The 14,158-nt window shown below is 65.8% G+C and carries 15 protein-coding genes and 2 tRNA genes; 12 read left to right on the top strand and 5 right to left on the bottom strand.

The genetic code is table 11. The annotated features are described in order from the left end of the window. Nucleotides 1-122 precede the first annotated feature (122 nt). The 4 genes from A7Q26_RS23970 (at nucleotide 123) to A7Q26_RS23955 (ending at nucleotide 5,337) form a co-directional block, all read left to right on the top strand. Nucleotides 123-2,384 (top strand): NADP-dependent malic enzyme, encoded by a 2,262-nt coding sequence (locus A7Q26_RS23970; protein WP_066865740.1) that lies wholly within the window; start codon nucleotides 123-125, stop codon nucleotides 2,382-2,384. Between the two features lie 120 nt (nucleotides 2,385-2,504). Beyond that, complete coding sequence (locus A7Q26_RS23965; protein ID WP_066865737.1) at nucleotides 2,505-3,002, top strand: flavin reductase family protein; 498 nt, start codon at nucleotides 2,505-2,507, stop codon at nucleotides 3,000-3,002. 146 nt (nucleotides 3,003-3,148) lie between these two features. Continuing rightward, nucleotides 3,149-4,129 carry a polysaccharide deacetylase family protein gene (locus tag A7Q26_RS23960; RefSeq protein WP_066865734.1) on the top strand — a complete coding sequence of 327 codons (981 nt, stop codon included), beginning with the start codon at nucleotides 3,149-3,151 and terminating at the stop codon, nucleotides 4,127-4,129. After that, entirely contained in the window at nucleotides 4,096-5,337 is a 1,242-nt protein-coding gene (locus A7Q26_RS23955) for a carboxylate--amine ligase (protein WP_443018186.1), read from the top strand. The genes A7Q26_RS23960 and A7Q26_RS23955 overlap by 34 nt, the downstream gene beginning before the upstream one ends. Here A7Q26_RS23955 and A7Q26_RS23950 read toward each other — a convergent pair. Beyond that, nucleotides 5,309-5,860, bottom strand: a complete 552-nt coding sequence (locus A7Q26_RS23950; protein WP_066865728.1) for an arsenate reductase/protein-tyrosine-phosphatase family protein — start codon at nucleotides 5,858-5,860, stop codon at nucleotides 5,309-5,311. The genes A7Q26_RS23955 and A7Q26_RS23950 overlap by 29 nt on opposite strands. A 72-nt stretch (nucleotides 5,861-5,932) precedes the next feature. Further along, the gene (locus A7Q26_RS23945) at nucleotides 5,933-6,862 is read right to left on the bottom strand and encodes a LysR family transcriptional regulator (protein WP_066865725.1); all 930 of its coding nucleotides are present in this window, start codon (nucleotides 6,860-6,862) and stop codon (nucleotides 5,933-5,935) included. A 123-nt stretch (nucleotides 6,863-6,985) separates the two neighbouring features. On the opposite strand from A7Q26_RS23945, the gene A7Q26_RS23940 reads away from it, so the two are divergent. The 3 genes from A7Q26_RS23940 (at nucleotide 6,986) to A7Q26_RS23930 (ending at nucleotide 9,070) form a co-directional block, all read left to right on the top strand. Continuing rightward, a complete protein-coding gene (locus A7Q26_RS23940) occupies nucleotides 6,986-7,684 on the top strand; it encodes a pirin family protein (RefSeq protein WP_066865980.1) in 699 nt (232 codons plus the stop codon). Nucleotides 7,685-7,818: 134 nt separating this feature from the next. Next, nucleotides 7,819-8,139, top strand: coding sequence for a hypothetical protein (locus A7Q26_RS23935; protein ID WP_066865722.1), 321 nt, complete (start codon nucleotides 7,819-7,821; stop codon nucleotides 8,137-8,139). 34 nt (nucleotides 8,140-8,173) lie between these two features. Next, nucleotides 8,174-9,070: a pirin family protein gene (locus A7Q26_RS23930; RefSeq protein ID WP_066865719.1), complete on the top strand. Its 897-nt coding sequence runs from the start codon at nucleotides 8,174-8,176 to the stop codon at nucleotides 9,068-9,070. 50 nt (nucleotides 9,071-9,120) lie between these two features. Here A7Q26_RS23930 and A7Q26_RS23925 read toward each other — a convergent pair whose 3' ends face one another. Further along, nucleotides 9,121-9,630 (bottom strand): outer membrane protein assembly factor BamE, encoded by a 510-nt coding sequence (locus A7Q26_RS23925; RefSeq protein ID WP_084439291.1) that lies wholly within the window; start codon nucleotides 9,628-9,630, stop codon nucleotides 9,121-9,123. Nucleotides 9,631-9,795: 165 nt separating this feature from the next. Between A7Q26_RS23925 and A7Q26_RS23920 the strand changes: the two genes are divergently transcribed. Genes A7Q26_RS23920 through dinB form a run of 4 tightly spaced genes read left to right on the top strand, consistent with a single transcriptional unit; the run spans nucleotide 9,796 to nucleotide 12,645 of the window. Then, on the top strand, nucleotides 9,796-10,320 hold the full coding sequence (locus A7Q26_RS23920; RefSeq protein WP_066865713.1) for a ubiquinol-cytochrome C chaperone family protein: 525 nt from the start codon (nucleotides 9,796-9,798) through the stop codon (nucleotides 10,318-10,320). Next, nucleotides 10,317-10,841, top strand: coding sequence for a DUF177 domain-containing protein (locus A7Q26_RS23915; RefSeq protein WP_066865710.1), 525 nt, complete (start codon nucleotides 10,317-10,319; stop codon nucleotides 10,839-10,841). Before A7Q26_RS23920 ends, A7Q26_RS23915 begins: the two co-directional genes overlap by 4 nt. Nucleotides 10,842-10,893: 52 nt before the next feature. Next, complete coding sequence (locus A7Q26_RS23910; RefSeq protein ID WP_157102679.1) at nucleotides 10,894-11,526, top strand: hypothetical protein; 633 nt, start codon at nucleotides 10,894-10,896, stop codon at nucleotides 11,524-11,526. A 39-nt stretch (nucleotides 11,527-11,565) separates the two neighbouring features. Beyond that, nucleotides 11,566-12,645: a DNA polymerase IV gene (gene dinB / locus A7Q26_RS23905; RefSeq protein WP_066865704.1), complete on the top strand. Its 1,080-nt coding sequence runs from the start codon at nucleotides 11,566-11,568 to the stop codon at nucleotides 12,643-12,645. Nucleotides 12,646-12,651: 6 nt separating this feature from the next. Here the strand turns inward: dinB and A7Q26_RS23900 are convergent, their stop codons facing one another. Then, nucleotides 12,652-13,470 carry a DUF1134 domain-containing protein gene (locus A7Q26_RS23900; RefSeq protein WP_066865701.1) on the bottom strand — a complete coding sequence of 273 codons (819 nt, stop codon included), beginning with the start codon at nucleotides 13,468-13,470 and terminating at the stop codon, nucleotides 12,652-12,654. A 233-nt stretch (nucleotides 13,471-13,703) separates the two neighbouring features. Between A7Q26_RS23900 and A7Q26_RS23895 the strand changes: the two genes are divergently transcribed. Then, nucleotides 13,704-13,795 (top strand) — tRNA-Ser (locus tag A7Q26_RS23895). A gap of 200 nt (nucleotides 13,796-13,995) precedes the next feature. Here A7Q26_RS23895 and A7Q26_RS23890 read toward each other — a convergent pair. Continuing rightward, a tRNA-Leu gene (locus tag A7Q26_RS23890) sits at nucleotides 13,996-14,082 on the bottom strand. Nucleotides 14,083-14,158 lie beyond the last annotated feature (76 nt).

The raw sequence follows: 14,158 nt of genomic DNA, 5'->3' as shown, positions 1-14,158 counted from the left end.
CTGAACCCCGCGCCGAAACCAGCGCTTCGGAAAGAGGTAGGAAAATTGCGCTTCTCGCACTTGCCCACAGGATAATCTTGCCGCTAGGGCCGGCTTGTTGTTCCAAAATATGGGTGGTCCCGATGTCCGATCGATCGAATGTGGAATTTTCCGAGCGCGAGGCGCTGTTCTTCCACTCGACGGGCAGGCCCGGCAAGATCGAGATCATCGCTTCGAAGCCGATGGCGACGCAGCGCGACCTGAGCCTGGCCTACTCTCCGGGCGTCGCGGTGCCGGTGCGGGCGATCGCGGAGGATCCGGCGACCGCCTATGATTATACCGCCAAGGGCAATCTGGTCGCGGTCATCTCAAACGGAACGGCCATCCTGGGCCTGGGCAATCTCGGCGCGCTGGCGTCCAAGCCGGTGATGGAGGGCAAGGCGGTGCTGTTCAAGCGCTTCGCCGATGTCGACAGCATCGACATCGAACTCAAGACCGAGGATGTCGATCGCTTCATCGATGCGGTCGAACTGATGGAGCCGAGCTTTGGCGGTATCAACCTTGAGGACATCAAGGCACCCGAATGCTTCATCATCGAACAGACGCTGAAGGAGCGGATGAACATCCCGGTCTTCCATGACGACCAGCATGGCACCGCGATCATCGCGGCGGCGGGCGTCATCAATGCGGCCATGCTGACCGGCCGTGACATGAAGGACATGAAGGTCGTCGTGAACGGCGCCGGTGCGGCCTCCATTTCCTGCACCGAACTGATCAAGGCGCTGGGCGTGCCGCACGATAATGTCATCATGTGCGACAGCAAGGGCGTCATCTACCAGGGTCGCACCGAGGGCATGAATCAGTGGAAGTCGGCCCATGCGGTCCGGACGGACGCCCGCACGCTCGCCGAAGCGGTCAAGGGCGCAGACGTGTTCCTGGGCCTGTCTGTGGCGGGGGCGATGTCGCAGGACATGGTGAAGTCCATGGCCGACAAGCCGATCATCTTCGCGATGGCCAATCCCGACCCGGAAATCCTGCCGCCCGACGCCAAGGCGGTACGGCCGGACGCGATCGTCGCCACCGGCCGGTCGGATTTCCCGAACCAGGTCAACAATGTGCTGGGCTTCCCCTTCATCTTCCGCGGTGCGCTCGACGTGCGCGCGACCGGCATCAACGAGCCGATGAAACTGGCCGCCGCCAAGGCGATCGCGGACCTGGCGCGCGAGCAGGTGCCGGAGGAAGTGGCCAAGGCCTATGGCCGTTCGCACAGCTTCGGCCCGGACTACATCATCCCCGCGCCGTTCGACCCGCGCCTGATGGAACTGGTGCCCGCCGCCGTCGCCCAGGCGGCGATGGAGACGGGTGTGGCCCAGAAGCCGATCGAGGATATGGCGGCCTATCGCCAATCCCTCAAGGCGCGTCTCAACCCCACTACGACCGTCCTCACCACCGCCTATGAAGTCGCCCGCGCCAATCCCAAGCGCGTGGTTTTCGCCGAGGCCGAGGAAGAGGTGGTGCTCCGCGCCGCCATCCAGTTCCGCGAGCATGGCTATGGAATCCCGGTGCTGGTCGGCCGCGCCCATGTTCTGGACAAGCTCAAGGAACTGGGCGTCCAGGATCCGGAAAGCTTCGAACTGCACAACAGCGTCAATTCGCCCCTGGTGCCCGAGATGGTCGACCTGCTCTACAAGCGCCTCCAGCGCCGTGGCCATCTGCGCCGCGACTGCGAGCGGATGGTCAACCGTGATCGCAACATCTTTGGCACCCTTTTGGTCAAGATGGGGGTTGCCGACGCCATGATCTCCGGCGTGACCCGTCCCTATGCGCAGACGCTGCGCGAGGTGAAGCGGGTGATGGACCCGGCGGCGGGCCGCACCCCCTTCGGCATCCATGTCATGGTAGCAAAGGACAAGACGGTGTTCCTGGCGGACACGACGGTGCATGAACGCCCTTCCGCCAGCGAACTGGCGGACATTGCCGAGGGCACGGTCGCAGTCGCCCGCCGCATGGGGCATGATCCGCGGGTCGCCTTCCTCTCCTATTCCAATTTCGGCAATCCGCCGGGCAGCTTCCTTGACAATGTGCGCGACGCGGCGAAGGTACTGGACGAACGGGGCGTCGACTTCGAATATGAAGGCGAAATGACCCCCGATGCGGCACTCAATCCCGCCGTCATGAAGAATTATCCGTTCAGCCGCCTGTCCGGGCCGGCCAATGTGCTGGTCATGCCGGGGCTGCAATCGGCCAATATCTCGGCCAAGCTGCTGCGTGAACTGGGCGGTACGTCGATGATCGGACCGATATTGGTGGGCATGGAGAAATCGGTGCAGATCGCCACCATGTCCTCCAATGCGTCCGAACTGCTGACGCTGGCGGTACTGGCGGCGGGGGGGGTCGCGCTCTGATTTCCCGCGGATCGGCCGACGCCCGGATAGGGTTTGTCGATCCGCCATGCTTTTTCGCTTGCAACGCGCCTGTGCTGCAGGAGAGGGAAGGGCGATGATCCGCCGAGGAGCAAGCAGGGCATGAGCGTGGCAACCAGTTTCGATAGTGCGACGTTCCGGCGCGTGCTGGGGCATTATCCGACCGGAGTCTGTGTCGTGACCGCCGTCGAGGCGGACGGTGGGCCCGTCGGCATGGTCGTCGGTTCCTTCACGTCCGTATCACTCGACCCGCCGCTGGTCGCCTTCTTTCCGGCCAAGACATCCAGTAGCTGGCCGCGCATCCAGAAGGTCGGCAAATTCTGCGTCAACGTCCTGGCCAGCGATCAGCAGCCCCTCTGCCGCCAGATCGCCGGGCCGGGGCAGGACAAGTTCGCCGGAGTCGCCCATCGCGTGTCGGCCCACGGATCGCCGATCCTGGATGACGTCGTCGCCTGGATCGACTGTACGCTCGATGCGGTGCACGAAGCGGGCGATCATTATATTGCCCTGGGTCGCGTGGTGGCGCTGGAAGTGGAGCGACCGGATCGGCCGCTGCTGTTCTTTCAGGGCAATTACGGGGAATTTTCGCTGCTGGGTTGAAGGAAAGCGGCTCGTTGCGGCGTCTCGATGCGAAGGAGGGCGACTTGCTTTCCGCATTGTGGCTCGCTCGACATATGGAGGACATATTACGGCTCCTTAACGCCCATTGCCTATGTCGGACCAACCGCACCTCACCGGATCGCTGAATGACCGCGCTGCTCATCACTGTCGACACGGAGCTCTCCTCGTCCCTGCATCAGCGGGGCGTCGGCCTTGAGGAGAATGTGCGCCGGTCCATCTGGGCAGAGGCGCAGGGCCAGGCGGTCGGCATCGGCTGGCAGATGGACATGCTCGATCGTCACGGCCTCAAGGGCGTCTTCTTCCTCGATCCCATGCCGGCGCTGGTATTCGGGACCGATTTCCTCAAGCCCATCGTCGACCGCATCGTCGGGCGGGGGCATGAGGTGCAGTTGCATATTCATACCGAATGGCTCGCATGGGCGCGCGAATCTCCGGTCGGCGGCACGCAGGGACGCAACATCGGCGATTTCCCGCTGGACGACCAGATCAGGCTCCTGGGCCTGGCCAAGCAGTTGCTGGAGCAGGCCGGAGCGCCGGCGATCACGGCCTTCCGCGCAGGCAATTTCGGCGCCAATGACGACACGCTCCGGGCGCTCGCGGCTATCGGTATCCGCTGGGACAGCAGCGTCAATCCTGCCTATCTCGGCCGGGAATGTCGCGTCATGGCCGATCCGGCGCAGATTGGGGCGGCGCATATGCACGGCGTGATCGAGCTGCCGGTATCGGGCATCGCCGATCTGCCGGGTGGTTTCCGTCCTGCCCAGATCTGCGCGATGTCGGCGGCGGAAATGCGGGCTGGCCTGTGTCACGCGGCAGCCGAGGGACATGGTGCCTTCGTCGTCGTGACCCATAGTTTCGAGATGCTTTCGCGTGATCGGCGGCGGCCTAATGGTGCGGTAAAGGCCCGGTTCGAGGCGCTCTGCCGGACGGCCGCGCGCACTCCGCGACTGCATGGCGCGGGCTTTCACGATCTGTCCCCCGCCATTGCCGAGGCTGACCATCGTCCGCTGACGCGCGTCGCGCCGAGCCGCCTGCGGACGGGCGCGCGGCTGGCGCAGCAGGCCTGGGCGACATGGCGCTACGAACATCGGCTGGTTCCTGCGTGACAGCCCGGCCCGTCGCCCTGGTCATCGGGCTGGAAAATGCGATCAGCCTGACGATCGTTCGGGAACTTGGCGGACATGGCGTGCCCGTCCATGGGGTGGCGCGCGATCCCATGGCGGTGGCGGCGGTATCGCGCCACTGCGCGGGCGTCGTGCGGCGGCCGGAGGGACCGGCGGCCGACTGGCTGCCCGACCTGATCGCACGGACCGGCGCGGCGGCCGTCTTCGCCATTTCGGAAAATGACCTGCTCGATCTTGGCGACTTGCCGGCGCGCATCGGCAATTGCCATATCCTCGTCCCCCGGCCCGACCGGCTGGAACAGGTGCTCGACAAGCGCCGCACGCTGGCGGTCGCCGGGCAGGCGGGCCTGCGCGTGCCGCAGACATGGCAACCGCAGGCGGGCGAGGATTTCACCGCGCGCGCCGCCGACATGCATTATCCGTTGGTGGCGAAATGGGCCAATCCGCCGGAAATCATGCCGGTGCTGGCGGACGCCGGTCTGGAGTGGCTCAAGACCGAATATGTCCGCACGCCCGATCAGCTGGTCGCGCTTCTGCGTCGCCATGAGTCGATCCGGCGGTGGCCGCTGATCCAGCAATATTGCCGAGGTGTCGGCCTGGGCCAGATGCTCTACATGCAGGATGGCCGCGCGACCTTGCGGTTCCAGCATCGCCGCCTGCATGAATGGCCGCCCGAAGGCGGCGTTTCGACCTTGTGCCGGGCGGAACCGGCGGAGGCGCATGGTGCGCAGATGGACTTGTCCGAAACGCTGCTGCGCGCGCTGGGCTGGGACGGACCGGCGATGGTGGAATATCGTTATGATGCCGCCACGGGGGATTATTGGCTGATGGAGGTCAATGGCCGATACTGGGGCAGCCTGCCGCTTGCCTGGCACTGTGGCGCGCATTTCGCCTGGGAAGCCTATCGGCGCACCGTACTGGGGCAGACGGACCCGGCGCCCCGGCCGCGCGACGACCTGCGCGCGCGCTACATGGTGCCGGAAACCAAGCGGTTGGCGCGGGTGCTGCTGGCCCCCGGCAAGATCGGCGATCCCTTTTTCCGCAGGCGTCCGATCGCCGACCTGATCGGCTATATGCTCGCCTTTTTCGACCTGCGCGCGCGCTACTATGTCTTCACCCCCGGCGATGTCCGGCCGTGGCTGCGCGACATGGGGCAGATGGTCAGGAAAGCCTTGCGCCGGGGAAGCTGATCGCCAGCCGTTCGACGGCCACGCCGATCCGGCGCAGGCATCGCGCCATATAGCGATCGTCCAGCCCATAGGGATCGTGCAGATGCGGCAGCATGGGCCACGTCCAGCGCCCCAGCAGCTGGCGGGGCAGATCCCGCAGGCGCGGATCGGCGGCCAGGCGATGCAATTGCCGCACTTCCATCGCCAGCAGCAGGTCGCCCGGCTCCGGCACATAGTCGGACAGGTCGATGGCGCGATGGTCCGAAAGATCATGACCCAGATCCTGGGCCGCGGCGATAGCGGGGGGATGGGCGGCCCGCCCGGTCGTGGTCGACAGGCCGAAAGATGCGGCCCGCAGCCCCGCGCGCCGCGCCGCGACATCGGCGAAGGCGCTGCGACAGATATTCCCCTGGCAGACGAACACCAGCCGCGTCACCCGGCGCGGATCGGGCCGGCGACTGGCGGACAGGCCCAGCAGCAGTTGCGGATAGGACAGGGCGAGGCGCGCCAGCCCCCGCAGCGTGCCGAAATGCCGGCGGATCATGGGGCGGAAGCGAAGCGAGTGGACATCAGGCGCTGATACCGCGTGAAGGTTGCCGATCCCTTGCCGCCGCCATCAGACATCGCCCATGCCATCCAGTTCCCGATCGTCCCGGCCCAGCGTCACGAACTGGTCGAGCAGCCAGGAGGCGGCAGGACCGGGCGGCGTATCGCGCCGCCAGATGCCGGAAAAGCGATAGGTGCCGCCGATATGGTCGGGCATGGCGAGCCGCACCAGCGTGCCCGCCACCAGGTCCGGCTCGATCATCGGCAGCGGCATATTGCCCCAGCCGATGCCCTCGCGCAGCAGCGCATGTTTCGCGCCCAGATCGGCCAGGCGCCAGGTCTTCGGGCTGGAAACCGAATAATCCTGACCTTCGGTGAAGCGCGACCGGTCGGTCAGCACCAGCTGGATATGGTCGCGCCCCGCGCCGGACGGGATGCTGTCCATCCGACCCAGCGGATGGTCGGGTGCGGCGACGGGCACCATCGGCACCGATCCGGCCGCCATGCTCTCTATGCCTTCTACCCCGGCCGACAGCGGACCGGACAGGCCGATCACCGCGCCCTTGTCCAGCACCATGGCGACGATCGCGCCCAGCGCCTCGGCATGGAGGCGCAGCTGCACCGTCGGAAATTGCTTCGCGAAGGCGCGCAGCACCTTCCCCAGTCGTTCGGCCGGCAGCATGACATCGACCGCCAGATTGACCTCCGCCTCCAGCCCGTCGAGCAAGCCCTTCACCTTGGCCCGCAGCCCGTCGATTCCGTGCGAGATGGCGCGGACTTCCGCCAGCAGCGCGCGCCCGGCCACCGTCAGCAGCGGTTTCTTGGTCCCCTCCCGCTCGAACAGGGTAAGGCCCAGCTGCGCTTCCAGATTGGCGATGCCATAGCTGATGACCGACACGGCGCGATTGAGCTTGCGCCCTGCCCCGGCGAAGCTGCCCGTTTCGACGATCGCCAAAAAGATGCGCAACTGGTCGAAGGTGGGCGTGCCGGGATTGTTCACTTTTCCATTTCCTCGAACAGTTCGACAGATTTTATCGCTCTGACCGAGAAAGACGGCAAGGTCTAGATGATCTCCAACAGGGACGCCCAATTCCATCGGTGGCGTCCCGCAGGAGACATGGACATGATCGAACTTCGCCCCTTCGACAGCCTCGGTGGCGCCAACCATGGCTGGCTGGACGCCAAGCATCACTTCTCGTTCGCGGGCTATCATGACCCGAAGCGGATGCACTGGGGCAATTTGCGCGTCTGGAACGACGACACCATCGCGCCCCAGACCGGCTTCCCGCCACACCCGCATCGCGACATGGAGATCATCACTTATGTCCGCGAAGGCGCGATCACCCATCAGGACAGCCTGGGCAACAAGGGCCGCACCGAAGCGGGCGACGTCCAGGTGATGAGCGCGGGCACGGGCATCCGCCATTCGGAATATAATCTGGAGGATGTGACGACCAAGATCTTCCAGATCTGGATCATCCCGACACGCGACGGCGAAGCGCCCAGCTGGGGCGCCCGCCCCTTCCCCAAGGGCGAACGCTCCGGTCATTTCGTGACGCTGGCGTCGGGCTACGACAATGACAATGACGCGCTGCCGATCCGCACTGATGCGCGGGTGGTCGCCGCGACGCTCAAGGCCGGCGAAACCGCCGAATATCCGATCGGCCGTGATCGCAAAGCCTATCTGGTGCCCGCGACTGGCGCGATCCGGATCGACGATATCCGCATCAATGCCCGTGACGGCGCCGCGATCAGCGATCTCGACGTGATCCGCGTCACCGCGATCGAGGATAGTGAGATCGTGCTGGTCGACGCGGCGTGATGACCGGGAAAGGGCGTGGCACCACCACGCCCTTTTCAACTTCATAGAATAGATTGACCGATTTTATCCATCTGATCCGCAAAGCCCCGACCGGCTAGAAGGATGGCATCAGGACGAAGAAGGAGGCCCTGCCCATGCTGACCATTGCTACCCCGCGCCTCAGCCCTGCCGAATGGCAGGACGTGCAGGCGACCCTTGCTGCCGTCGCAGATTGCGGTTGCGGCCAGCCTGCGGCCGCCGGGTCGCTGCGCTCACGCATTTCCCATGCCGTCGACGTGCTGATCGGCCCCAGGAAGAATGCTCCGGCCACCCCGCCCGCCCATCTGGCGCCGGTGCGCGATTTCCTCTGCGAAACCGGGCGGACTCGCAGGATCGCCGAGCGTCATGTCCCGACCCTCTCCGCGCAGGGCTATTCCCGCGCCCAGATCGAAGCGCTGGCGCTGCTGGGCGCCTGACCCCTCCATTCCCCTTTCCGAAAGGTCCAGTCCCATGTCCATCCGCACTTCCGAGGTCGACGGCGTCGACATGATCATCCTCCCGCCGGTCCGTGATCTGGGCGACGGATTTTCCGTGCGCCGGGCGCTGCCGTCCGCGCATCGCCGCATGGTCGGCCCCTTCATCTTCTTCGACCAGATGGGCGAGGCGGTCTTCGACAGCGGCGAGGGGCTGGATGTCCGCCCACACCCCCATATCGGCCTCGCCACCGTCACCTATCTGCTGGAGGGCGAGATTCTTCATCGCGATTCGGTGGGGTCGATCCAGCCGATCCGGCCGGGGGAGGTGAACTGGATGACGGCGGGCAGGGGCATCGTCCATTCCGAACGCACCTCCGAAGAGAATCGCGCCAGGGGCGGCAAGCTGTTCGGCCTCCAGACCTGGGTCGCGCTGCCGACGCAATATGAGGAGACCGATCCCGGCTTTGCCCACCACAAGGCGCACGAGATTCCGACGATCGAGGATGCGGGCGCGCGCCTCACCCTGATCGCAGGCAGTTCCGACGGGCTGGTGTCGCCGGTGAAGACCTATTCCGACATGGTCTATGCCGACATCGCGCTTCAGGATGGCGCGCTCTATCAGTTAAAGGCGGAGCATATCGAACGCGCCATCTATGTCGTGGCGGGCGAGGTCGAGGTGATCGGCCAGACCGGCGGCTTCGCGAGCGGCGAACTGGTCGTGTTCAAGCCGGGCGCGGAGATCGTGCTGCGAGCGAGGGGAGGTACGCGGCTGATGCTGCTGGGCGGCGAGCCGCTGCCCGAGAAGCGCAACATCTACTGGAACTTCGTTTCGTCGTCGGCCGACCGGATCGAGCAGGCCAAGGCCGACTGGCAGGCCCGGCGTTTCGCGCCGGTCCCGGAAGAAAGCGAGTTCATCCCGCTCCCGACGTGAACGCACGAAAGGAAAGGCCCGGTCTCTGTCGAGGCCGGGCGTTAGGATCTTTAGCTGCCGTTAGGGCCGCCGCCGGGGCCGCCGCCCTGGCCACCCATGCCGCCGGCGCCGACCGCGCCGATATTGCCGAAAATCTCGTCGAACAGGCTGCGGTTGCGGCCCAGCGTCGGGGTCTTGTCGCCCATCGGCGAAATGTTCGCTACCTGCTCCAGGCCCATGCGGTCGACCGCCACGACATTGCCGGCCGGATCGAAGCGCACGCGCAGCACCGTCTGGTCGACCGGCTTGGGATTGGAGAAAGCGAGCGCGCGCATGTTGCGCGAGACATAATACCAGTCCTGCTCGCCGAATTGCGACACGAAGCTGGGGCGACCCAGCGTGCCTTCCACGGAGGCGCGATTGTCGATGCCCGGCTGGACCGAATCCACCAGCAGCTTGTCCACCTGATAGCCCTGATGGCTGCGGATGCGGGTGCAGGCCGAGGTGCCGAGCAGCAGCGCGCTGAGGCCGACGGCGATCAATACGCGCCCGCGGCGGGAATGGCGGCTGAACTGAGGCATGGACGTCTCCTGCGGGGGCATGTCCCGCGAACCCGATAAAACTGATGCCGCCATTGCATTGGGCGACGCAGCGATCAATATGGAAATGCGCAAGCCCCGACAAGGGGCGCAAAACATCGGACGGCGCGCCGCCGGCCGATCCGTCTCGAAAAGCCGTTCCGTTCCATGTCCAGCACCTCCTCCTTCCTCCATCGCTTCTTCGGTCGGACTGACCCCCGCGAGGGATTGCGGCCGCTCTATCATGCCGTCGTGGGCGAAGGGCGGCGGCCGCACTGGTATCTGGAGGGCGCGGTGCCGGACACGCTTGACGGCCGGTTCGACATGATCGTCGCCATATTGGCGCAGGCGCTGATCCGGCTGGAACAACAGGGCGCGGCGCAGGAAAGCGTCTGGCTGACCGAATTGTTCGTTGAAGACATGGACGGGCAGTTGCGGCAGGAAGGGATTGGCGACGTCGTGGTCGGCAAGCATGTCGGGCGCATGATGAGCGCGCTTGGCGGGCGGATCAGCGCCTATCGCGATGCTTTGACCGGCGACGCGGATCTGGCCGACGCGCTGCGCCGCAACCTGTACCGCGGCGCGGATGTGGCCGATGCGGCCGTCGCTCATGTTGAGGCCGGTCTGCGCGCGCGCTGGACGCGGCTGGGGTGCCTGACGCGTGACGCCCTGCTGGCAGGAGATCTTGGATGAGCATGACGCCCGAATTTTCCCGGCCCGTAAAGGCCGACCAGGTCAAGCGGTTGACCGGGGACACCCATATCGCGGCCGACGCGGCCGAGCGCGAGGCGCTGGCCCGCCGCTTCGGCCTGTCCGCGCTCGACCGGCTGGAGGCGGACTATACGCTGACCGAGGAGAATGGCGCGATCATGGCGCGGGGGCGGGTGCGCGCCGCGCTGGCCCAGCCCTGCGTCGCGACCGGCGTGCCGGTGCCCGAGACGATCGACACGGATTTCGTGCTGCGCTTCGTGGTGGAAGGCGAAGGCACGCCCGAAGCCGAGGAACTGGAACTGGACGCCGAGGATTGCGACACGATCGGCTATGATGGGCAGGTCGTCGACATGGGCGAGGCGGTGGCCGAAACGATGGCGCTGGCGATGATCCCGTTTCCGCGGGCACCGGACGCCGACGCCTATCTGAAGGAGGCAGGCGTGCTGAGCGAGGAACAGGCCAGCCCGTTCGCCGCGCTTCTGGGCCTCAAGGACAGGAAATAGGGAACCCGGTCGTCGGCCCCTGCGTCCTGACGCGATGCGGCGATGGATGTGGATGGCGGTGACGATGATGGGTGCCTGCGACGGCGGGTCGCCGGGCGCACCTGTTCCTACGGTATCGGACGGCATGGAGGCCGATCGGCCGAAGGACAATGCCTCCCCACCCCTAGGTGCCCCACGGGCCGGGTCGCCAGCCGCGTCGTCGCACGGACCCGAGCCGTTGGTGGGCGAAGAGATCGCCCGCGCCCAATGGTCCAGATCCAGGGACAGGCGCGGGTGTGCGCCGCTTGCGCTCGCGTCGGACGCGGGCGCGCAGGGTGTAGCGCGCGCCGCCGATTTCAGCGGCGGCTGGGGCGTCGCGTTCGACTTGCCCGCGCTGCGCAGCGCCTATGGCTTTGCCGGACCGAGCCTGCTGCCGCAGGATGAGGCGCCGGCGGCGGCGCAACGCGCGCGACTGGCGACGCAATGGCCGCATCTGCGGGACATTGACGGCCTGCCCGCGCCCGCCTTCGCTGGCTATGGCCTGTCGGGCGCGGAGCCGTATCCGGCCGACAATCCCGAGGGCAGGGGACTGCATTCGGTGGCCTATCTGCGGGTCGGCGGCCAGGTTTGCACCTATAATGTCTGGAGCCGCATCAGCCGCGCGCATCTGGAAGCGCTGCTCGACAATCTGCGCCTGCTGCGCTGACGTTTCCCTTTCGTTCTTCCTTATGGCATAGCGAGCACCATGGACTCGGGCGCGCGCAAGATCATCCATATCGACATGGACGCCTTCTACGCGTCGGTCGAGCAGCGCGACGATGCGGGCTTGCGCGGATTGCCGATCGCGGTCGGCGGCGGCGGGCCGCGCGGCGTGGTGGCGACGTGCAGCTATGAGGCGCGCAGGTTCGGCGTGCGATCCGCCATGCCGGGCGCGCGGGCGCGGCGGCTTTGCCCCGACCTGGTCTTCGTCAAGCCGCGGTTCGAGGTCTATCGCGCCGTGTCGGCGCAGGTGCGGGAGATTTTCAGCCGGTTCACCGACATCATCCAGCCCCTGTCGCTCGATGAAGCCTATCTGGACGTGACCGTGAACAAGCCTGGCATGGGTTCGGCAACCCAGGTCGCGCAGGCGATCAGGCGGATGATCCGCGAGGAAACGGGCCTTACCGCCTCGGCTGGCGTATCCTACAACAAGCTGATCGCCAAGCTGGCGTCGGACCAGAACAAGCCCGACGGCATCTGCGTGGTGCGGCCCGGAGAGGGCGCGGCCTTCATCGCCGCCATGCCGGTGCGGCGCATCCATGGCGTGGGGCCGGTGACGGCGAAGCGGATGCAGGCGCTGGGGATCGAGACCGGCGCGGATCTGCGGGCGCGCGACCTTCATTTCCTGCAAGCCCATTTCGGCAATATGGCCGACTATTATTATCGCGCGGCACGGGGGGAGGATGATCGTCCGGTGCGCGAACGGGAAGGGCGCAAGTCGGTGAGCGTGGAGGACACATTCTTCGACGACCTTGTCGAGGAGGCGGCGCTGGTGGCGGAGATCGAGCGCATCGCGGTCAGCCTGTGGACCCGCATCGAGAGGGCGCAGGTCTGGGGCCGGACGGTGGTGCTGAAGGTGAAGTTCGCCGATTTCCGCATCATCACCCGGTCGCGCAGCTTTTCAGCGCCGGTGCGGTCGCCGGACCTGCTGCGTCAGGCGGGACGCGAACTGCTGCTGGCGCAGTTGCCGCTGCGCATGGGAGCGCGGCTGCTGGGGCTGGGGGTGCATAATCTGGAATCGGAAGAGGCAGGCGAACAGGGCGAGCAACTCGCCCTGTCGCTATGAGCCTTATCAGAAGGGCAGCCAGTTCCGCTTTTCGGTGAACTTCATGTAACCGGCATTGACGCCCAGGCGATAGCCGACGCCCAGACGGATCGGAATCAGCACGACATTGCCCCAGCGCAGATAGCTGGCGGTAAAGCCGCCGACCAGATAGGCGGTCCCCTCTGCTGCGGGGAAGCGGTGGTACAGTTCCTGCGTATCGTAGAGATTATAGACCAGAACGAAGGTATTGGCCGCGTTGCCGCCCACGTCGAACCCGATCGACGGGCCGGTCCAATAGACTTCGCGCTTGCCCTCGATCTTGTGGTTGAGCGTGCCCGAGCCGTAGCGCAGGCCCACGACGAAGGCACCCGATGCTTCACGCCCGGCAATATAGGCGTTGGGGCGGCCCTGATCCTTCAGGATTTTCTCGATGATGCCGGCCAGGCCTTCCGCGCCCTTGCCGAACACGCCCTCGGCGGCGCCGATCAGGTCGTCTTCCTGGTAGGATTGGCCAGGGGAAATGGTCGAGGGTGGCGAATCCGCCGTCACGGGCGCGCCGGTCGCGGTCGTGCCGCTGGACGGCGGCGCCGCGACCGGGGGCGGCGGATCGTAGCTGGTGCCGCTGTCGTTAGCGCCATCATCGACGCTGGGATCGACGCCGGGATCGGTCGGCGCGCTGGTCGCCGGTGGCGGTGGAGCGAGGTCGGCGTCGATCGCCGTGTTGGGATCGATCGTGCGGACCTGTGCGGAAATCGCGACCGGAGTCAGCGCCAATCCCGCCAGCGCCGCGATCAACGTCGTTGCGCGTGCGATGCGGACGCTCACGCGCCCCTTGATGCCGATCATGCCCGATACTCCCCGGATGCCCGCTCTTGAGACCATATTCCAGATTATCGGCTGTAAAGCTGAGCCGACAATGAACGAACGGCGACCCGAGTCGATTCCGGGCCGGACCGAAATCCCTTGGTCCCCCCATAGCGAAAAAATCCCTGCACAGGACCGTTGCCATGCAGCAAAGCCCTCGCTATAGCCGCGCCCTAGCCACTGCCCCTCTCCCCAAGAGACGGGCAAATCCGTGCGGAGACGTGGGTGAGTGGCTGAAACCAGCGGTTTGCTAAACCGTCGTAGCCTTAAGGGGCTACCGAGGGTTCGAATCCCTCCGTCTCCGCCAACCTTTTTCCTGAAGATGAGCAACGACTTCGCCGCAAGGCGGGGCATCGTGCAGGTTGCGCGACAGGCGGATCCTTATTCTGACAGACAGGGTTGTGCTGCGCGCGATGGCGTCGAACCCGAGAAGCCGACATTTGTGCGAGATAACAAAAAAGCGGCCGTTGCCAGCCGCTTTTGAGTATTTTCAGGCTTGCTGAAAAATGGTGCCCAGAAGAGGACTCGAACCTCCACGACCTTGCGATCGCCAGCACCTGAAGCTGGTGCGTCTACCAATTCCGCCATCTGGGCACGGGGTAGGAGGGCGCCTCTAACGGGTGCCTCCGGGGCTGTCAACGCGTTGGCTGCATTATTTTTTGGGTTTCGG

Origin of the sequence: Sphingobium sp. TCM1 (genome assembly GCF_001650725.1) — a bacterium.
Lineage (GTDB): Bacteria > Pseudomonadota > Alphaproteobacteria > Sphingomonadales > Sphingomonadaceae > Sphingobium.
Note: the sequence above shows the minus strand (reverse complement) of the source record. Positions and strands in the feature narration are given on the sequence as shown.